Below are 19,369 nucleotides of genomic sequence, written 5' to 3'. Positions count from 1 at the left end.
TATGGGTAAGTTAGCGTTAGCAGCAAAAATCACTCACGTGCCGTCGATGTACCTGTCTGAGCTGCCGGGGAAAAACCACGGCTGCCGCCAGGGCGCTATCGACGGGCATAAAGAAATTGGCAAGCGCTGCCGGGAAATGGGCGTCGATACCATCATTGTGTTCGACACCCACTGGCTGGTCAACAGCGCCTACCACATCAACTGCGCCGACCATTTCCAGGGCGTCTACACCAGTAACGAACTGCCGCACTTTATTCGCGACATGACCTACGACTATGACGGCAACCCGGAGCTGGGTCAGCTCATCGCCGACGAGGCGGTGAAGCTCGGAGTGCGCGCCAAAGCGCACAATATTCCGAGCCTGAAGCTGGAGTACGGCACCCTGGTGCCGATGCGCTACATGAACAGCGATAAGCACTTCAAGGTGGTGTCCATTTCCGCCTTCTGTACCGTTCATGACTTTGCCGACAGCCGCAGGCTGGGCGAAGCGATCCTCAAAGCCATTGAGAAATATGACGGCACCGTGGCGGTGCTGGCCAGCGGCTCGCTGTCGCACCGCTTTATCGACGATCAGCGTGCCGAAGAAGGCATGAACAGCTACACCCGCGAGTTCGATCATCAGATGGATGAGCGGGTGGTGAAGCTGTGGCGCGAGGGCAAATTTAAAGAGTTCTGCACCATGCTGCCGGAGTACGCCGACTACTGCTACGGCGAAGGCAACATGCACGACACGGTGATGCTGCTTGGCCTGCTGGGCTGGGATAAATACGACGGCAAGGTGGAGTTTATCACCGAGCTGTTCGCCAGCTCCGGCACCGGCCAGGTTAACGCCGTGTTCCCGCTGCCGGCGCAGGCGTAAGGAGGCCCCATGCCGCATTTTATCGCCGAATGTACCGACAACATCCGCGAGCAGGCCGATCTGCCTGGGCTGTTCGCCAAAGTCAACGAGGCGCTGGCCGCTACCGGCATCTTTCCGATCGGCGGGATCCGCAGCCGTGCCCACTGGCTGGATACCTGGCAGATGGCCGACGGCAGGCAGGATTACGCCTTTGTCCATATGACGCTGAAGATCGGTGCCGGGCGCAGCCTGGAGAGCCGTCAGGACGTGGGAGATATGCTGTTCGCGCTGATCAAATCCCACTTCGCGGCGCTGATGGAGAGCCGCTACCTGGCGCTGTCGTTCGCCATGGAAGAGCTCGATCCGACGCTGAACTACAAACAGAACAACGTGCACGCCTTATTTAAATAACGTGCAAATTGCCCGGTGGCGCTGCGCTTACCGGGCCTACAGCGGCCATGAATTTGTAGGCCGGATAAGCGAAGCGCCATCCGGCAATACAATGCCACAGGAATCACTATGCTCGATAAACAGACCCGAACCCTGATTGCCCAGCGGCTGAATCAGGCCGAAAAACAGCGTGAACAGATCCGCGCGATCTCGCTGGATTATCCGTCGATCACCATTGAGGACGCCTACGCCGTCCAGCGCGAGTGGGTCGAGATGAAGATCGCCGAAGGCCGCGTACTCAAAGGCCACAAGATCGGCCTGACCTCAAAAGCCATGCAGGCCAGCTCGCAGATCAGCGAGCCGGACTACGGCGCGCTGCTTGACGATATGTTCTTCCACGACGGCAGCGATATCCCCACCGACCGCTTTATCGTTCCGCGTATCGAAGTCGAGCTGGCGTTCGTGCTGGCCAAACCGCTGCGCGGCCCGAACTGCACTCTGTTTGATGTCTACAACGCCACCGACTACGTGATCCCGGCGCTGGAGCTGATTGACGCCCGCTGCCACAACATCGACCCGGAAACCCAGCGCCCGCGTAAAGTGTTCGACACCATTTCCGATAACGCCGCCAACGCCGGGGTGATCCTCGGCGGCCGCCCGATCAAGCCCGACGAGCTGGATCTGCGCTGGATCTCCGCCCTGCTGTATCGCAACGGCGTGATTGAGGAGACCGGCGTCGCCGCGGGGGTGCTCAATCACCCGGCCAACGGCGTGGCCTGGCTGGCCAACAAACTGGCGCCGTACGATGTCCAGCTCGAAGCCGGGCAAATCATCCTCGGCGGCTCCTTCACCCGTCCGGTCCCGGCGCGCAAGGGCGATACCTTCCACGTCGACTACGGCAACATGGGCGCCATCAGCTGCCGCTTTGTCTGAGGAGAGCAACATGAACAACGCTTTTAAAGCGGCGCTCAAGGCCGGGCGCCCGCAAATCGGCCTGTGGCTGGGGCTGTGCAGTAGCTACAGCGCCGAACTGCTGGCCGGCGCCGGCTTCGACTGGCTGCTGATCGACGGCGAACACGCGCCCAACAATGTGCAAACGGTGCTGACCCAGCTTCAGGCCATCGCCCCCTACCCCAGCCAGCCGGTGGTCCGCCCGTCGTGGAACGACCCGGTACAGATCAAACAGCTGCTGGATATCGGCGCGCAAACCCTGCTGGTGCCCATGGTGCAGAACGCCGACGAAGCGCGGCTGGCGGTCAGAGCCACCCGCTACCCGCCCGCCGGCATTCGCGGCGTCGGCAGCGCGCTGGCCCGCGCCTCGCGCTGGAACCGGGTGCCGGATTATCTTCACCAGGCCAACGACGCCATGTGCGTCCTGGTACAGATTGAAACCCGCGAAGCGCTGAAAAATCTGCCGCAGATCCTCGATGTCGACGGCGTGGACGGCGTGTTTATCGGCCCGGCGGACCTCAGCGCCGATATGGGCCATGGCGGCAATCCGCAGCACCCGGAAGTGCAGGCCGCCATTGAACAGGCCATCCAGCAAATCCGTCAGGCCGGTAAGGCGCCGGGGATCCTGATGGCCAATGAAGCGCTGGCGAAGCGCTATCTCGAACTGGGCGCGCTGTTCGTCGCCGTCGGCGTCGATACCACCCTGCTGGCGCGCGGCGCAGAAGCGCTGGCGGCCCGTTTTACCCACACCGCAACGACCACAACCAATAACAATAAATCCGTCTATTGAACGGATAATGTGGAGCGCAACATGACTACCTCTACCCTGCAACACAATGATAATAAAGCCGTTGAAGTAGAAAACCGGGTGATCAAAAAGCTGTTCCGCCGCCTGATTACCTTCCTGTTTGTTCTCTTTGTTTTCTCATTTTTGGACCGCATTAATATCGGCTTCGCCGGCCTGACGATGGGCAAAGACCTCGGTCTGACCTCCACCATGTTCGGCCTGGCGGCGACGCTATTCTACGTCACCTACGTACTGTGCGGGATCCCCAGCAATATCATGCTGGCGAAAGTCGGCGCGCGCCGTTGGATCGCCGGAATTATGGTGGTCTGGGGGATCGCCTCGACCTGCACCATGTTCGCCACCAGCCCGCATACGCTGTACATCCTGCGCATGCTGGTCGGCATCGCCGAGGCTGGTTTTCTACCGGGGATCCTCGTCTATCTGACCTGGTGGTTCCCGGCCTACCATCGCGCCCGCGCCAACGCCCTGTTTATGATCGCCATGCCGGTGACCATGATGCTCGGCTCGATACTTTCCGGCTATATTCTGGCGCTCGACGGCCTGTGGAACCTGAAGGGCTGGCAGTGGCTGTTTCTGCTGGAAGGCCTACCGTCGGTGGTGCTCGGCGTCGTCACCTGGTTCTTCCTCAACGACACGCCGGATAAAGCCAACTGGCTCGATAGCGAAGAAAAACAGGCGCTGAAGGCGATGATCGATCGTGAACGGGAAAATGCGACGGTCGTTCCGGCTTCGCCGCGTTCCACGCTGCGCGAAGTCCTGACGCCAGCGGTGCTGATGTATACCCTGGCCTACTTCTGCCTGACCAATACCCTGAGCGCCATTAATATCTGGACGCCGCAGATCCTGCAGAGCTTCAACACCGGCAGTAGCAACATCATGATTGGCCTGCTGGCGGCGATCCCGCAGTTCTGCACTATTTTCGGCATGATCTGGTGGAGCCGCCGCTCCGACCGGCGCAAAGAGCGCAAGATGCATACCATCCTGCCCTACCTGTTCGCCGCGGCGGGTTGGCTGCTGGCTTCGGCAACTCACCACAGCCTGATCCAGCTGATCGGCATTATTATGGCTTCTGTGGGATCCTTTACCGCGATGGCCATTTTCTGGACCACCCCGGATCGGGTGATCAGCCTGCAGTCGCGCGCGGTGGCGCTGGCGGTGATCAACGCCATCGGCAACGTCGGCTCTGCCGTCAGCCCGCTGTTGATCGGCATTTTGCGCGATACCACCGGCAGCTTTAGCTCCGGGCTGTGGTTTGTCGCCGGGCTGCTGATTGTCGGCGCGCTGGTGCTCACCCGCATTCCAATGAGCCAGCGTGAGGACGCCGCCGCCGCCCCGGGCTTAGCGGCGCAAAAAGGCCACTAAGGAGCGGGTATGTGCCAGCATTCCATCGCCAATATCGATATCAATAAAGATTACGACGAGAGCCTGGGCACCGAAGAGGTGCACTATCAGTCGTTTTCCCGCATGGCGGCCTTTTTTGGCCGCGACATGCAGGCGCATCGCCACGACCGCTATTTCCAGATGCACTATCTTGATACCGGGCAGATTGAGCTGCAGCTTGATGACCATCGCTATTCGGTGCAGGCGCCATTGTTTGTGTTAACGCCGCCCTCGGTGCCGCACGCCTTTATTACCGAGTCCGATAGCGATGGCCATGTGCTGACGGTGCACGAAGAACTCATCTGGCCGCTGCTGGAGGTGCTCTATCCCGGCACGCGGGAGACCTTCGGCCTGCCGGGGATCTGCCTGTCGCTGGCGGACAAACCCGACGAGCTGGCGGCGCTGACCCACTACTGGCAGCTGATCCGCCGGGAATCCACCGCCCAGTTGCCGGGGCGCGAGCACACCCTGGCGCTGCTGGCGCAGGCGGTCTTTACCCTGCTTTTGCGTAACGCAAAGCTCGACGATCACGCCGCCAGCGGCATGCGCGGCGAGCTGAAGCTATTCCAGCGCTTTAACCAGATGATCGACAGCCACTACCATCAGCACTGGACGGTACCGGATTACGCCAGGGAGCTGCACCTGACCGAATCGCGGCTGACCGATATCTGTCGCCGCTTTGCCAACCGTTCGCCCAAACGGCTGATATTCGACCGCCAGCTGCGCGAGGCGAAGCGCCTGCTGCTGTTCTCCGATAGCGCCGTCAATGAGATAGCCTGGCAGCTGGGGTTTAAAGACCCCGCTTATTTTGCGCGCTTTTTTAGCCGCCAGGTCGGCTGCTCGCCCAGCAGCTACCGGGCGCAAAAAGTACCGGTATCGTAATTCCCCGCTGGCGCTGCGCCTGCCGGGCGATGGTCCACAGGTCGGTTCAGCGCCGCGCCAGCCGGCAAACGCTGCAGAGATCACAAAATTCACTCCCGCCTGAAAAGTACCCGTCGTTGTCGCAAACGTCCCTTCACGACAAGCGCAATAACCGCTTCAATTGAACAACAAAAACAAAACATATATTTAACATAATTTTCCGATAAATACTGAAGAGGCCCCTATGAAACCTGAAGATTTCCGCGCCGACGCGAAACGCCCGTTAACTGGCGAAGAGTATTTAAAAAGCCTGCAGGATGGCCGCGAAATTTATATCTACGGCGAGCGCGTGAAGGATGTCACCACCCACCCGGCCTTCCGTAACGCCGCGGCCTCCGTCGCTCAACTGTACGATGCGCTGCACAAACCGGAGATGCAGGATTCCCTGTGCTGGGGCACCGATACCGGCAGCGGCGGCTACACCCATAAATTCTTCCGCGTGGCGAAAAGCGCCGACGATCTGCGCCAGCAGCGCGACGCCATCGCCGAGTGGTCGCGCTTAAGCTACGGCTGGATGGGCCGCACCCCGGACTATAAAGCCGCCTTCGGCTGCGCGCTGGGCGCCAACCCGGCGTTTTACGGCCAGTTCGAGCAGAACGCCCGCAACTGGTACACCCGCATTCAGGAAACCGGCCTGTACTTTAACCATGCGATCGTCAACCCGCCGATCGACCGCCACAAGCCGGCCGATGAAGTGAAGGATGTCTACATCAAGCTGGAAAAAGAGACCGATGCCGGGATCATCGTCAGCGGCGCGAAAGTGGTCGCCACCAACTCGGCGCTGACCCACTACAACATGATCGGCTTCGGCTCCGCGCAGGTGATGGGCGAAAACCCGGACTTCGCGCTGATGTTCGTCGCGCCGATGGACGCCGAAGGCGTCAAGCTGATCTCCCGCGCCTCCTATGAGATGGTCGCCGGCGCGACCGGCTCCCCGTACGACTATCCGCTCTCCAGCCGTTTCGACGAGAACGACGCGATTCTGGTAATGGATAAGGTGCTGATCCCATGGGAGAACGTGCTGATTTATCGCGACTTCGACCGCTGCCGCCGCTGGACCATGGAAGGGGGTTTCGCCCGCATGTACCCGCTGCAGGCCTGCGTGCGTCTGGCGGTAAAACTGGACTTTATCACCGCCCTGCTGAAGCGCTCGCTGGAATGTACCGGCACCCTCGAGTTCCGCGGCGTGCAGGCCGACCTCGGCGAAGTGGTGGCATGGCGCAACATGTTCTGGGCGCTGAGCGATTCCATGTGCTCGGAAGCGACGCCGTGGGTCAACGGCGCATGGCTGCCGGATCACGCCGCGCTGCAGACCTATCGCGTGATGGCCCCGATGGCCTACGCCAAGATCAAGAACATCATCGAGCGCAACGTCACCAGCGGCCTGATTTATCTGCCGTCCAGCGCCCGCGATCTGAACAACCCGCAGATTGACCAGTATCTGGCGAAGTATGTGCGCGGCTCCAACGGTATGGATCACGTTGAACGTATCAAGATCCTCAAACTGATGTGGGACGCCATCGGCAGCGAGTTCGGCGGCCGCCACGAGCTGTATGAAATCAACTACTCCGGTAGCCAGGATGAGATTCGCCTGCAGTGTCTGCGCCAGGCGCAGAGCTCCGGCAATATGGACAAGATGATGGCGATGGTCGACCGCTGCCTGTCCGAGTACGACCAGAACGGCTGGACGGTGCCGCATCTGCACAATAACGCTGATATCAACATGTTGGATAAGCTGCTGAAGTAATTCGCAGCGGGAGGTCATAATGCAATTAGATGAACAACGCCTGCGTTTTCGCGATGCCATGGCCAGCCTGTCGGCGGCGGTTAACGTGGTCACCACCGCAGGCGAAGCCGGCCGCTGCGGGATAACCGCCACGGCGGTGTGCTCGGTGACGGATACGCCGCCCTCGGTGATGGTGTGTATCAACGCCAACAGCGCGATGAACCCGGTGTTTCAGGGCAACGGCAAGTTGTGCATCAACGTGCTGAACCATGAACAGGAAATCATGGCCCGTCATTTCGCCGGGATGACCGGGGTGACGATGGAAGAGCGTTTTGCCCTCAGCGGCTGGCAGCAGGGCGCGCTCGGGCAGCCGGTGCTGAAGGGGTCGCTGGCCAGTCTCGAGGGGGAGATTAGCCAGGTACAAACCATCGGCACCCACCTGGTCTATCTGGTAGAAATCAGGAATATAACCCTGAGCCAGCAGGGCCACGGGCTGATCTACTTTAAGCGCCGCTTCCACCCGGTAATGATGGAAATGGAAGTCGCAGTGTAATCGCCTTGTCAGCTCCTCCCCGGTTGGGGAGGAGCGTTAACCCACAGCGTCGCAGGCCACAATCTCCTGTGATCACAATCACATAATCCCGCCCTGTTCACTTCGTAGCCAACCGCTTACCCCTTCCAGTAACCGCTTAACCTCCTATACAACCACTCACCCATTTACTCATCTTTACGCGCGCGCCGGTCTGGCAAGATCGGAGGCAGCCTAGCTAATCAATACCTCCATCAACTCTTACTTAAAACCAGACGGCTTCGGCCAATTATTCATCTCATTAACGCCAGGTTTTACTATGGATACCAAAAAACTATTCAAGCACATACCCTGGGTGATTCTCGGGATCATCGGGGCATTTTGCCTCTCAGTCGTCGCCCTGCGCCGCGGTGAGCACGTCAGTGCCCTGTGGATCGTGGTGGCGTCGGTTTCCGTGTACCTCGTCGCCTACCGGTATTACAGCCTGTATATCGCGCAGAAGGTGATGAAGCTTGACCCGACGCGCTCCACGCCGGCGGTCATTAATAACGATGGCCTGAACTATGTGCCGACCAACCGCTACGTGCTGTTTGGCCACCACTTTGCCGCGATTGCCGGCGCCGGTCCGCTGGTGGGCCCGGTGCTCGCCGCGCAGATGGGCTACCTGCCGGGCACCCTGTGGCTGCTGGCGGGCGTCGTGCTGGCAGGCGCGGTACAGGACTTTATGGTGCTGTTTATCTCCTCACGGCGTAACGGCGCCTCGCTGGGCGAGATGATCAAACAGGAGATGGGTCCCGTACCAGGCTCCATCGCGCTGTTCGGCTGCTTCCTGATAATGATCATCATCCTCGCGGTGCTGGCGTTGATCGTGGTGAAAGCGCTGGCGGAAAGCCCGTGGGGCGTCTTCACCGTCTGCTCGACGGTGCCAATTGCCCTGTTTATGGGGATCTACATGCGCTTCCTGCGCCCGGGCCGCGTAGGCGAAGTATCGGTCATCGGTATCGTCCTGCTGGTGGCGTCTATTTACTTCGGCGGCGTGATTGCCCACGACCCGTACTGGGGCCCGGCGCTGACCTTTAAAGACACCACCATCACCTTTACCCTGATTGGCTACGCGTTTATCTCGGCTCTGCTGCCGGTATGGCTGATTCTGGCGCCGCGCGACTACCTGGCGACCTTCCTGAAAATCGGCGTCATCGTTGGCCTGGCGCTGGGTATCGTGATCCTTAACCCGGACCTGAAAATGCCGGCGGTGACCCAGTACATTGACGGTACCGGTCCGCTGTGGAAAGGCGCCCTGTTCCCGTTCCTGTTTATCACTATTGCCTGCGGCGCGGTCTCCGGCTTCCATGCCCTGATCGCCTCCGGCACCACGCCGAAACTGCTGGCCAACGAAACCGACGCCCGCTTTATCGGCTACGGCGCAATGCTGATGGAGTCCTTCGTGGCGGTGATGGCGCTGGTAGCGGCATCGATTATCGAACCGGGCCTCTACTTCGCCATGAACACCCCGCCGGCGGGTCTGGGCATCACCATGCCGAACCTGCACGAAATGGGCGGTGAAAACGCGGCGCTGATTGCCGCCCAGCTGAGGGATGTCACCGCTCACGCGGCAGCGACCGTCAGCTCCTGGGGCTTCGTGATCTCACCTGAGCAAATCCTGCAAACCGCGAAAGATATCGGCGAACCGTCGGTCCTGAACCGCGCGGGCGGCGCGCCGACGCTGGCCGTGGGTATCGCTCATGTGTTCCACAAAATCATCCCGATGGCGGATATGGGCTTCTGGTACCACTTCGGTATCCTGTTTGAAGCGCTGTTTATCCTCACCGCGCTGGATGCGGGGACCCGCGCAGGCCGCTTTATGCTGCAGGATCTGCTGGGTAACTTCGTGCCGTTCCTGAAAAAAACCGACTCGCTGGTCGCCGGGATTATCGGTACCGCCGGCTGCGTCGGGCTGTGGGGCTACCTGCTGTATCAGGGCGTGGTCGACCCGCTGGGCGGCGTGAAGAGCCTGTGGCCGCTGTTCGGTATCTCTAACCAGATGCTGGCCGCGGTGGCGCTGGTGCTCGGTACCGTGGTGCTGGTCAAAATGCAGCGCACCAAATATATCTGGGTCACCGTGATCCCGGCTGCATGGCTGCTGCTGTGCACCACCTGGGCGCTGGGTCTGAAGCTGTTCAGCACCAACCCGCAGATGGAAGGCTTCTTCTTCATGGCTCAGCAGTACAAAGAGAAGATCGCTTCCGGTGGCGAGCTGACCGCCCAGCAGGTGGCCAACATGAACCATATCGTGGTCAACAACTACACCAACGCCGGCCTGAGCATCCTGTTCCTGGTGGTGGTGTACAGCATCATCTTCTACGGCATCAAAACCTGGCTCACTGTCCGCAACAATAAAGTGCGTACCGACAAAGAGACCCCGTACGTGCCGGTACCGGAAGGCGGCGTGAAGACCTCGTCACATCATTAACCCCGATGCCGGATGGCGCTACGCTTATCCGGCCTACAAAAAAGCGCATCAACGTAGGCCGGAGAAGGCGCTAGCCGCCATCCGGCTTTATTCGTTATCTGGAACTTACAATGTTTGGTAACTTAGGTCAGGCAAAAAAATATCTCGGTCAGGCGGCGAAGATGCTGATTGGCATTCCGGATTACGACAACTACGTCACCCATATGCAAACCAACCATCCGGATCAGCCGTACATGACTTATGAAGAATTCTTCCGCGAACGCCAGCAGGCCCGCTACGGCGGCGACGGCAAAGGCGGCGTCCGCTGCTGTTAATGGAGGCAATAATGGCACCGATTGCAGTCACCCTACTCACCGGTTTTCTCGGCGCAGGTAAAACCACCCTGTTGCGCCATATTCTCAACGAACAGCACGGCTTTAAAATCGCCGTGATTGAAAATGAATTTGGCGAAGTCGCCGTTGACGATCAGCTGATCGGCGACCGCGCCACGCAGATTAAAACCCTGACCAACGGCTGCATCTGCTGTACGCGCTCCAACGAACTGGAAGACGCCCTGCTCGATCTGCTCGACAGCCGCGACCGCGGTGAAATCGAGTTCGACCGGCTGGTGATTGAATGCACCGGCATGGCCGACCCGGGGCCGATTATCCAGACCTTTTTCTCCCACGAGGTGCTTTGCGAGCGCTATCTGCTGGATGGCGTGATCGCCCTGGTGGATGCGGTCCATGCCGACCAGCAGATTGATCAGTTCACCATCGCCCAGTCGCAGGTAGGCTATGCAGACCGCATTTTGCTGACCAAAACTGATGTTGCCGGCGACACCGAAAAATTGCGCGAACGGCTGGCGCGCATTAATGCCCGGGCGCCGATTTATACCGTCATTCACGGCGATATCGATCTTAGCCAGTTGTTTAACACCAGCGGCTTTATGCTGGAAGAGAACGTCGTAAACAGCAAACCGCGTTTCCACTTTATGGCAGAGAAGCAAAACGACGTGTCATCAATCGTGGTTGAGATGGATTACCCGGTGGATATCAGCGAAGTGTCGCGTGTAATGGAAAATCTGCTGCTCTCCTTCGCCGAGCAATTGATGCGCTATAAAGGGATGCTGTGGATCGACGGCGAGCCAAATCGCCTGCTGTTCCAGGGCGTGCAGCGCCTCTACAGCGCCGACTGGGATCGCCCGTGGGGCGATGAAACGCCGCACAGCACGCTGGTGTTTATCGGCATTCAGTTGCCGGAAGAGGAGATTCGCGCGGCATTTGCCGGGCTACGACGCTAATCTGCCCGCCTGCGCGCTAAGGCGCAGGCCCCCTTCTCTCCCCGTACATCGTCAAAGACAGGGATAAAACGTCGTCATCGCGTCGAAAAATGTAAATCAACGTTTTTATAAGTAACAGCAGAAACACTTTTGGAAATAATAAGAAATTTAATGAATAGGATGCTTAATAATTAATGCCCGCCCTGTTCAGTTTCTGTTTAGCCCCCCCCATTAAACTGTGGCTAAACAGACCAAATTTGATGATTGACCTCGCCGTAACCCAACGTCATTACAACATTTTCAAAACACTTCCCTGACAAACACAGCATAAAAAATCGACGCAAGTCACATTTGCAGAGGTAAACATCGATTGTTAAGGTGCCCTCAGACAAATTTAATGACGAGGAGCAAACCATGAAAAAGCTTAACATCCTGATTGTTGCTGCCCTGACCGCGGTCTCTGGTTCCGCCATGGCAATGGGGTTTACCGTTGAACAAGGTAAGAATTTTACCAACCTGAATATGGAAATGGGTAAATCCTCTTCCGGCCTGTATGCCGAAAGCCACTGGCTGAAGAATACCGATGATGGTAGCCAGACCGGCGGCGTTGGCGCGGGTTACAATCTGGAAGTTGGCCCGGTGATGCTCAACGCTGGCGCGAAAGCTATCTACCTCGGGCCGAAAAAAGGCGATAACGGCGTCGCGTTTCCGGTCGGCGGCGGAGTGAACGTGGCCCTGACCGACAGCATCCACGTGTTTGGCGAAGGGTATGTCGCCCCCGACGGCCTGAACAACAGCGTGAAAAACTATGTTGAGGCGAACGGCGGCGTGAGCTGGTCCCCGGTTGGTTCACTGACCCTGAAGGTCGGTTACCGTCACGTGAGCGTTGACGGCAAAGAGGGCCGCCCAAACCACACCCTGATTGATGGCGCCTACGTGGGCGGCGGGATTACCTTCTGATGAAATCACGTCTCGCCGCGCTCTCTGCGCTGAGCCTGGCGTTGCTGCTCACCGGCTGCACTCAGTATACCTGGGTGAAGCCGGGTTTAAGCGATGCCGACATGCATAAAAAGCTCACCGAATGTGAAGCGCAGGCCCTGGTCGATCTCCCTCCGGATAACGTGGTGACCGGGTCCAGTTCAGAAAAAAGCGACAAAAAGCATAAGAAACAGGATGTTGAAACAAGTTATACGGTAGAAGACGCGAATGAATATCAGCGGGAGACCTTAGTCGACAGCTGTATGTTCAAAAGCGGCTGGGATAAAGTCGAAGTGCAATAAATCTATTATAAAAAAACCTGCCGGATGGCAGGTTTTTTTATGGTCGGGCTTAGCGGCGAACCACCACCAGCTTTTGGTTCACAAACTCTTTGATGCCGAGATCGGAGAGCTCCCGGCCATAACCGGAACGCTTCACGCCGCCAAACGGCAGTTCGGGCGCGGTATCGGTCAGCCAGTTGATATAGACCATCCCGGTTTCAATGGCGGATGCCATCCGTTTAGCGCGTTCGATATCCTGACTGAACACCGCGCCGCCCAGGCCATAGTGAGAATCGTTGGCAAGCGCAATCGCCTCCTCATCGTTTTTCACCACGTAGATCTGCGCCACCGGGCCAAAGAACTCTTCGAAGTACGCCGGGTTGTCGCGGGTGATACCGGTCAGGATAGTGGGTTCAAAGAAGTTACCGTCTCGAGCCACGGGTTTGCCGCCCAGATGCAGCGTGGCGCCGTTTTTGACCGCCTCGTCAACCTGCTTGCTTAAGGTTTCCAGCGCATCTTTAGAGGAGAGCGGCCCCAGCGTGGTGCTTTCATCCAGCGGATCGCCTATTTTTACCTGGCGAAACGCCTCGCTAAATTTCGTCAGAAACGACTCAGCGATGTTCTCATGCAGGATAAACCGCTTGGCGGCAGTACACACCTGGCCGGCGTTGTTCAGCCGTGCCTGGACGCCGATTTTCACCGCGCGATCGAGGTCGGCATCGTCGAGCACCACAAACACATCGTTGCCGCCGAGTTCCAGGGTCGATTTTTTAATATGCTTCGCCGCCTGCGCCGCCACCACGCTGCCAGCTTTTTCCGACCCGGTCAGCGCCGCGCCCTGCACACGATCGTCGGCGATAATCTTCGCCACCTGATCCTGGGAGATAAACAGATTGGTCCACGCCCCATCTGGTGCGCCGGCCTCGCGCACCAGATGAGCAAAGGTCTCCGCGCAGTGCGGCACAATGCTGGCGTGTTTGGCGATAACCGGGTTCCCGGCCGCCAGGTTTGGCGCCAGGACGCGCATCAGCTGGTAATAGGGGAAGTTCCACGGTTCCACCGCCACTAATACGCCGATGGGATGGTGTTCAACCCAGGCGTCGCCGAGTTCGGTGGGATATTTCACCGGCGCCAGCATCGATTTGGCGTTATCGGCGTAATAGCGGGCGATTTGCGCGCACAGTTTCACTTCGCCGCGGCTCTGCTTAATGAGTTTCCCCATCTCCTCGCTGGCGATTTTCGCCAGATCTTCCGCCCGGCTGTCGATCAGATCCGCCAGCTTATGCAGCACCGCCAGGCGCGGTTCGATATCCCCTTTCGCCCAGGCCGAATGATAGAGCGCATCCGCCTGCCGCAGCGCCGCCTCCACGTCCGCATCGCTGTGCGCCGGGTACGTTTTAATAAGCTGATTGTTCGCAGGATTCACCGTCTGATAGGCCATATCGCATGTCTCCTTGTTATCGCTATTAAGGCAGTCAAAAATGCCGTTAAGGATATTAAGGGTAGTCGAGATGGCTGGCGATGCGGGTAAAGTTAGGTATATCCGGAATATTCCATAACGGTGGCTAACCGGGGCGACCGTCAGGCCGTCCCGGCGTTATCAATGCGCCAGCGCGGCGATCTCGTCGGCGGTCAGGCCGGTGATTTTCACCACCGTCTCGCGGGCAATGCCGTCGGCCAGCATCCTCTGGGCAATGCGCAGCGCCTCGGCATGCTGTCCTTCACGCTTGCCTTTTCTGCGCCACACTTCCTGTAATCGTTCGGCGATGGTCATCAATCTCTCCCTGTGCTGAGGAACCCGTTGCGCCACTTCCTGGATAAACCGGCCAAAGCGACGCGCGTTGCCAGTCTGCAGTAGATAATTAAACAGCGTTTTTATCTGCCTGTCATTAGCGTCACCGCTAAGTAAAATCGTCGTCAGCTGCTCAACAATCGCCATTAAATCGCGCTGGCGAATATGCTTCTGTATCAGCTCGAGTAATGCCACCCGCCGGTGACGAACGATCTCATCGTCGGGGATCACCGTGATATCCACCAGCGGAAAGGGCGAGGCATAAAGCTCCCTCGCCAGCTGTGGATCGGCAAAGCAGTCCAGCCAGCTGAGCGACCACGGGTATGGCGTGGTCGCTCCGTGATAGAACAGCATCGGCACTACCAGCGGCAGTCTGGTATGACCGTTATCCAGATGGCGCTGCATCGCGGCGATGGCGTAGCGCATCAGGCGAAAAGCCATTTGCACGTCCGGTGAGCTCTGATGTTCGATAACCACATAAATGTATCCCTTGCCAGACGCGGTTTTGAGTGACCACAGCACATCGGAGTACCAGGCCCGCAGGCTCTCCTCGATAAAGCTTGCCGACTCCAGCTGTAAGGTATCGAGGTCGCAGCGCTGACGCAGCGCAGGCGGTAGATGGATCGCCAGGAAATCACGCGCGATGTCGGCCTGAGTGAGAAACTGTTTAAACACCGCATCATGCGGCGTCGAGGTGGTGCCCTTTGCCATCGGCTCATCCCTGCCTGCTTATCCTGCAGGGACTCTACCTCCCATGAATGTCGCTGACACCCCGGAAACCGGGATTTTACATTCCGCGACGAAAACATACTTCCCCGGACTGCAAGCGTGACATCCTTTTTCGACGCGGTACGCAAATCCCGGCGGGCGACAGCCTCGGCGCAGCATGCTATGAACGATTTATCCCCTCAGCAAAGGTCGATGCGGTGAACCATACCCGAGATATTCCCCAAACCTTCTGGCGAGACGATCGCCTGCCGTGGCTGGAGCTGCGCAGCACCTGGGGCAGCCGTCAGGCCTATAAGCGCCACAGCCACCCGCAGCTCTCGGTGGGGGCGATTATCGACGGTGAAACGCGCTGCCTGTGCAATGGTCAGGAATATCTCCTGCAGCCCGGGGATCTGATCGTGATCCCGCCGCACGCGCCGCATAGCTGTAATCCGCTGCGTGACCGGCCGCGCAGCTATCATATGCTGTACCTGGAGGCGGCATGGTGCCATGCGCAGCGTCCGGATATTCCCCCTGGCGCCAGTATCACCTCGCCGCAGCCGCTGCTGCGCGACAGCCCTCTCTTTGCCTGCTTCCAGCAGATTGTCGCCCTGATGAGCCGCGGCCGCATTGAGCAACTGCCCGCCCGGCTGGCGCAGCTCCTGCACGCGCTGCCGCTGTGCGCCGCCGCGCCGCAGGCGCCACATCACGCCAGCGCCCTGCTGTTTCAGCGCCTGGCGACAGATCTGCCGGCGCCGCCATCGCTGGATAAGCTGGCCCACGACAGCGCGCTACGTAAAGAGACCGTTATCCGCGCCGTGAAACAGGATACCGGCCTGACGCCCGCCAGTTTGATCAATATGGCGCGCATTGAATATGCGAAATCGCGCTTACGTGCCGGGGACCCTATTGCCGACGTCGGCTATCAGGCCGGCTTTGCCGATCAGAGCCATTTCCATAAAACCTTCGTCAGTTATACCGCCGCCACGCCGCGGCAGTATGCGCAAAGCCGATCAATTTCCGACAATAAGTAATTTTCCACCTGGCGTAGGGTGGCCTCAGCACCATTATCGAGGCCACTATGAATACCTTATCGACTCTCTTCCCCGCCGCCTTTCCGGCGTTAGCCCTGTCCCACTTTGTCGCTCTGCTCAGCCCGGGCCCCGATTTTTTTCTGCTGGTCGGTTACGCTGTACGCTACCGGATCCGCGGCAGCCTCGGACTGTGTCTCGGCATCGCCGCCGGGAATGCGTTGTATATAGTCCTGGCCATCGTTGGCTGGGGGCTTCTGCGCCAGGCGCCGCTGCTGTTTTTGCTCATCGAGCTGTTGGGCGCAGGCTATTTACTGTGGATTGGCAGCCTGCTGATTCGCAGCCGTCCCGCGGCGCTGGCGGTGGAGAGCGTTCGCGCATCGTGTCCGGGGTTCGGCAAGCAGCTGCTGCTGGGGCTGGGGTCATCGCTGCTCAACCCGAAGAACGCGCTGTTTTATCTGGCGCTGATGACCTCCCTGCTGGGGCCGGCGGTTACCTTGCTGCAGCAAACGGTAAGTGGCCTGTGGATGGTCAGCGTGGTGTTCTTCTGGGATTTACTGCTGGTGAGCGCGATTGCGCTGCCGCAGGTGCAGCACCGCCTGAGCGCCATCGTCTGGCGGGTCGAGCGGGCGGCGGGGGCGATCCTGATGATGTTCGGTCTGTGGATTATCTGGCGATTTTTGCACGACCTCGCCGTCAGGTTATATGCTTAAGTTTATGGAAAAACTCGCTGAACTGAAACGCGCCAAACTGCTGGCGCTGTCGCTGCTGCTGATCGCCGCCGCGCTATTTATCACCACCCTGCTGCTGCCGCCGACGCCATGGGTCAGCGCGCTGAAGGCCATTTCCGAAGCGGCGATGGTCGGGGCGCTGGCCGACTGGTTTGCGGTGGTGGCCCTGTTTCGTCGTATTCCGCTGCCCTTTGTCGCCCGCCATACCGCGATTATCCCGCGCAACAAAGATCGCATCGCCGACAACCTCGGCCGCTTTGTGGAAGAGAAGTTCCTCGATACCCCGTCGCTGGTGGCGCTGATCCGCCGCTATCAACCAGCTCTGATGCTCGGCAACTGGTTCAGCCAGCCGGAGAACGCCCGGCGGGTCGGCCAGCACCTGCTACAGGTGATGAGCGGTTTTCTCGAACTGACCGATGACGCCCGCATTCAGCGCCTGCTGCGGCGCGCGGTGCATAAGGCGATCGATAAGGTCGACCTGACGCAGACCAGCGCCATGATGCTGGAGGGGCTGACCCGCGACAACCGCCATCAAAAGCTGCTGGATTCGCTGATAAATCAGCTGATCGCCCTGCTGCAGCGCGACAGCTCCCGCGCCTTTATCGCCCGCGGCATCGTACGCTGGCTGGAGACCGAACACCCGCTGAAGGCCAGGCTATTACCCACCGAGTGGCTCGGCGAGCACAGCGCCGAGATGGTCACCGACGCCGTGAATACCCTGCTGGACGAGGTCACTCACGATCGCACCCACCAGATCCGCCAGACCTTTGACCGCGCGACGCAAAAGCTAATCGATAACCTGAAATCCGACCCGGAACTGGCGCAGAAGGCCGATAACATCAAAGCCTGGCTGAAAAATGATGAGACCTTCAACCGCTATCTTGGCGAAGTGTGGGGCGACCTGCGCGGTTGGGTAAAAAACGATATCAGCAGCGACGACTCGCGTATCAAGCAGCGCATCGCCGAGGCTGGCCAGTGGTTCGGTGAAACCTTACTCCGCGACGACGCGCTGCGCGAATCGCTTAACGAACACCTGGAGCAGGCGGCGCACCGGGTGGCCCCGGAGTTCGCCGCCTTCCTCACTCGGCATATCAGCGACACGGTGAAGAGCTGGGACGCCCGCGATATGTCGCGGCAGATCGAGCTTAATATCGGTAAAGATCTGCAGTTCATCCGCATCAACGGCACCCTGGTCGGGGGAACCATCGGCCTGTTGTTGTGGCTGCTCTCGCAGATCCCGTCGCTGCTGCATCTGCATATTGGTTAGCAATGATACTATCTGAACAATAGCGCTGAAAAATATTCCACAGGGAGGGCGAGATGATGCACCGGATGACCCGCTGGCTAACCCGGCACGCCGCCGCGCTGTTCTTCCCGGCGGCGCTCATTCTGTATGATTTTTCCGCCTATCTCACCACCGACCTGATCCAGCCGGGGATCCTGCACGTGGTGCGGGATTTCAACGCCGATGTGGCGCTGGCTCCAGCCTCGGTGAGCCTGTATATGGCCGGCGGCATGGCGCTGCAGTGGCTGCTGGGGCCGCTCTCTGACCGGATCGGACGGCGTCCGGTACTGCTCACCGGCGCGCTGATTTTCACCCTCGCCTGCCTGGCGACGCTGTTCACCACCTCCATGACCCAGTTCCTGATCGCCCGCTTCGTGCAGGGCACCAGCATCTGCTTTATCGCCACCGTCGGCTACGTCACCGTACAGGAAGCCTTTGAGGAAAAAAGGTCGATCAGGCTGATGGCGGTGATCACCTCCGTCGTGCTGGTGGCGCCGATCGTCGGCCCGCTCTCCGGCGCGGCGCTGATGCATTTTATCCACTGGAAAGCGCTGTTCGGCATTATCGCCGCCATGGGGCTGGTGGCCTGGCTGGGGCTGCTGTTGACCATGCCGGAGACGGTGCGCCGCGGCGATGTGCCGTTCAGCCCCCTGGGCGTGCTGCGCGATTTTCGCAACGTCTTTCGCAACCGCATCTTTTTGCTCGGCGCCGCCACGCTGTCGCTGAGCTATATTCCGCTGATGAGCTGGGTGGCGGTATCGCCGGTGATTTTAATGGACGCCGGCGGGCTGACCACCAGCGAGTTCGCCTGGAGCCAGGTGCCGGTCTTCAGCGCCGTCATCATTGCCAACCTGTCGGTGGCGCGCTGGGTAAAAGATCCCACCCGTCCGCGCTTTGTGCTGAGCGCGGTGCCGGTACAGATGCTCGGCCTGGCCATCCTGATCGTCGGGAATCTGGCCTGGCCGCACGTCTGGCTGTGGTCGGTGCTCGGCACCTGCTTCTACGCCTTTGGCATCGGGCTGATTTTCCCGACGCTGTTCCGCTTTACCCTCTTTTCCAACGACCTGCCGAAAGGCACGGTCTCCGCCTCGCTGAATATCGTGATCCTCAGCGTCAGCGCCTTATCGATTGAAGGCGCGCGCTGGCTGTGGTTCCATGGCGGGAGACTGCCCTTCCACCTGTTGGCGGTGGTCGCGGGGCTCGCCGCCGCCTGCTGCCTCGCCGGACTGTTACGCCACCAGCGCCAGTGTGCGCAAGCGGTCATTGAAGCCCGGCAGTCGTGACCCCTT

At 59.4% G+C, this 19,369-nt stretch carries 19 protein-coding genes; 17 read left to right on the top strand and 2 right to left on the bottom strand.

Features of this window, described 5'->3' with window-relative positions:
• The first annotated feature begins 1 nt into the window (after nt 1).
• The 13 genes from hpaD to ABLV54_RS18080 all read left to right on the top strand — a co-directional run bounded on the left by hpaD (nt 2) and on the right by ABLV54_RS18080 (nt 12,554).
• Nucleotides 2-859 (top strand): 3,4-dihydroxyphenylacetate 2,3-dioxygenase, encoded by an 858-nt coding sequence (gene hpaD / locus ABLV54_RS18140; protein ID WP_002887492.1) that lies wholly within the window; start codon nt 2-4, stop codon nt 857-859.
• Nucleotides 860-868: 9 nt separating this feature from the next.
• Nucleotides 869-1,249 (top strand): 5-carboxymethyl-2-hydroxymuconate Delta-isomerase, encoded by a 381-nt coding sequence (locus ABLV54_RS18135; protein WP_023291850.1) that lies wholly within the window; start codon nt 869-871, stop codon nt 1,247-1,249.
• A gap of 108 nt (nt 1,250-1,357) precedes the next feature.
• Nucleotides 1,358-2,161, top strand: a complete 804-nt coding sequence (gene hpaH / locus ABLV54_RS18130) for a 2-oxo-hept-4-ene-1,7-dioate hydratase (RefSeq protein ID WP_002887487.1) — start codon at nt 1,358-1,360, stop codon at nt 2,159-2,161.
• A 10-nt stretch (nt 2,162-2,171) separates the two neighbouring features.
• Nucleotides 2,172-2,969, top strand: a complete 798-nt coding sequence (hpaI, locus tag ABLV54_RS18125) for a 4-hydroxy-2-oxoheptanedioate aldolase (RefSeq protein WP_050534051.1) — start codon at nt 2,172-2,174, stop codon at nt 2,967-2,969.
• Between the two features lie 21 nt (nt 2,970-2,990).
• A complete protein-coding gene (gene hpaX, locus ABLV54_RS18120) occupies nt 2,991-4,349 on the top strand; it encodes a 4-hydroxyphenylacetate permease (RefSeq protein ID WP_050534052.1) in 1,359 nt (452 codons plus the stop codon).
• Nucleotides 4,350-4,358: 9 nt separating this feature from the next.
• Nucleotides 4,359-5,249 (top strand): 4-hydroxyphenylacetate catabolism regulatory protein HpaA, encoded by an 891-nt coding sequence (hpaA, locus tag ABLV54_RS18115; protein ID WP_032454759.1) that lies wholly within the window; start codon nt 4,359-4,361, stop codon nt 5,247-5,249.
• A gap of 223 nt (nt 5,250-5,472) precedes the next feature.
• Nucleotides 5,473-7,035: a 4-hydroxyphenylacetate 3-monooxygenase, oxygenase component gene (gene hpaB / locus ABLV54_RS18110; protein WP_002887473.1), complete on the top strand. Its 1,563-nt coding sequence runs from the start codon at nt 5,473-5,475 to the stop codon at nt 7,033-7,035.
• Between the two features lie 19 nt (nt 7,036-7,054).
• Nucleotides 7,055-7,567 carry a 4-hydroxyphenylacetate 3-monooxygenase reductase subunit gene (locus tag ABLV54_RS18105; RefSeq protein WP_023291846.1) on the top strand — a complete coding sequence of 171 codons (513 nt, stop codon included), beginning with the start codon at nt 7,055-7,057 and terminating at the stop codon, nt 7,565-7,567.
• A gap of 295 nt (nt 7,568-7,862) precedes the next feature.
• Entirely contained in the window at nt 7,863-10,013 is a 2,151-nt protein-coding gene (gene btsT / locus ABLV54_RS18100) for a pyruvate/proton symporter BtsT (protein ID WP_032454758.1), read from the top strand.
• 110 nt (nt 10,014-10,123) lie between these two features.
• Nucleotides 10,124-10,327 (top strand): YbdD/YjiX family protein, encoded by a 204-nt coding sequence (locus tag ABLV54_RS18095; protein ID WP_002887451.1) that lies wholly within the window; start codon nt 10,124-10,126, stop codon nt 10,325-10,327.
• An 11-nt stretch (nt 10,328-10,338) separates the two neighbouring features.
• A complete protein-coding gene (gene yjiA, locus ABLV54_RS18090) occupies nt 10,339-11,295 on the top strand; it encodes a GTPase (RefSeq protein ID WP_248861040.1) in 957 nt (318 codons plus the stop codon).
• A 393-nt stretch (nt 11,296-11,688) separates the two neighbouring features.
• The gene (locus ABLV54_RS18085; RefSeq protein ID WP_050534053.1) at nt 11,689-12,234 is read left to right on the top strand and encodes a YfaZ family outer membrane protein; all 546 of its coding nucleotides are present in this window, start codon (nt 11,689-11,691) and stop codon (nt 12,232-12,234) included.
• Nucleotides 12,234-12,554, top strand: a complete 321-nt coding sequence (locus ABLV54_RS18080; protein WP_032454756.1) for a hypothetical protein — start codon at nt 12,234-12,236, stop codon at nt 12,552-12,554. The genes ABLV54_RS18085 and ABLV54_RS18080 overlap by 1 nt, the downstream gene beginning before the upstream one ends.
• A 49-nt stretch (nt 12,555-12,603) precedes the next feature.
• Here ABLV54_RS18080 and ABLV54_RS18075 read toward each other — a convergent pair whose 3' ends face one another.
• Nucleotides 12,604-13,974: an NAD-dependent succinate-semialdehyde dehydrogenase gene (locus ABLV54_RS18075; protein WP_048296596.1), complete on the bottom strand. Its 1,371-nt coding sequence runs from the start codon at nt 13,972-13,974 to the stop codon at nt 12,604-12,606.
• Between the two features lie 159 nt (nt 13,975-14,133).
• Complete coding sequence (locus ABLV54_RS18070; RefSeq protein WP_044525279.1) at nt 14,134-15,036, bottom strand: Rpn family recombination-promoting nuclease/putative transposase; 903 nt, start codon at nt 15,034-15,036, stop codon at nt 14,134-14,136.
• Nucleotides 15,037-15,251: 215 nt separating this feature from the next.
• Between ABLV54_RS18070 and ABLV54_RS18065 the strand changes: the two genes are divergently transcribed.
• The 4 genes from ABLV54_RS18065 to mdtM are packed head-to-tail and all read left to right on the top strand — an operon-like array spanning nt 15,252 to nt 19,363.
• The gene (locus tag ABLV54_RS18065; RefSeq protein ID WP_050534054.1) at nt 15,252-16,067 is read left to right on the top strand and encodes an AraC family transcriptional regulator; all 816 of its coding nucleotides are present in this window, start codon (nt 15,252-15,254) and stop codon (nt 16,065-16,067) included.
• A gap of 47 nt (nt 16,068-16,114) precedes the next feature.
• Nucleotides 16,115-16,777, top strand: a complete 663-nt coding sequence (locus tag ABLV54_RS18060) for a LysE family translocator (protein WP_023291838.1) — start codon at nt 16,115-16,117, stop codon at nt 16,775-16,777.
• Entirely contained in the window at nt 16,770-18,062 is a 1,293-nt protein-coding gene (locus ABLV54_RS18055) for a DUF445 domain-containing protein (RefSeq protein ID WP_023291837.1), read from the top strand. Before ABLV54_RS18060 ends, ABLV54_RS18055 begins: the two co-directional genes overlap by 8 nt.
• 53 nt (nt 18,063-18,115) lie before the next feature.
• Nucleotides 18,116-19,363, top strand: coding sequence for a multidrug efflux MFS transporter MdtM (gene mdtM, locus ABLV54_RS18050; protein ID WP_023291836.1), 1,248 nt, complete (start codon nt 18,116-18,118; stop codon nt 19,361-19,363).
• Nucleotides 19,364-19,369 lie beyond the last annotated feature (6 nt).

Origin of the sequence: Klebsiella sp. JB_Kp042, assembly GCF_040065275.1 — a bacterium.
In the GTDB taxonomy this organism is placed as follows: domain Bacteria; phylum Pseudomonadota; class Gammaproteobacteria; order Enterobacterales; family Enterobacteriaceae; genus Klebsiella; species Klebsiella quasipneumoniae.
Note: the sequence above shows the minus strand (reverse complement) of the source record. Positions and strands in the feature narration are given on the sequence as shown.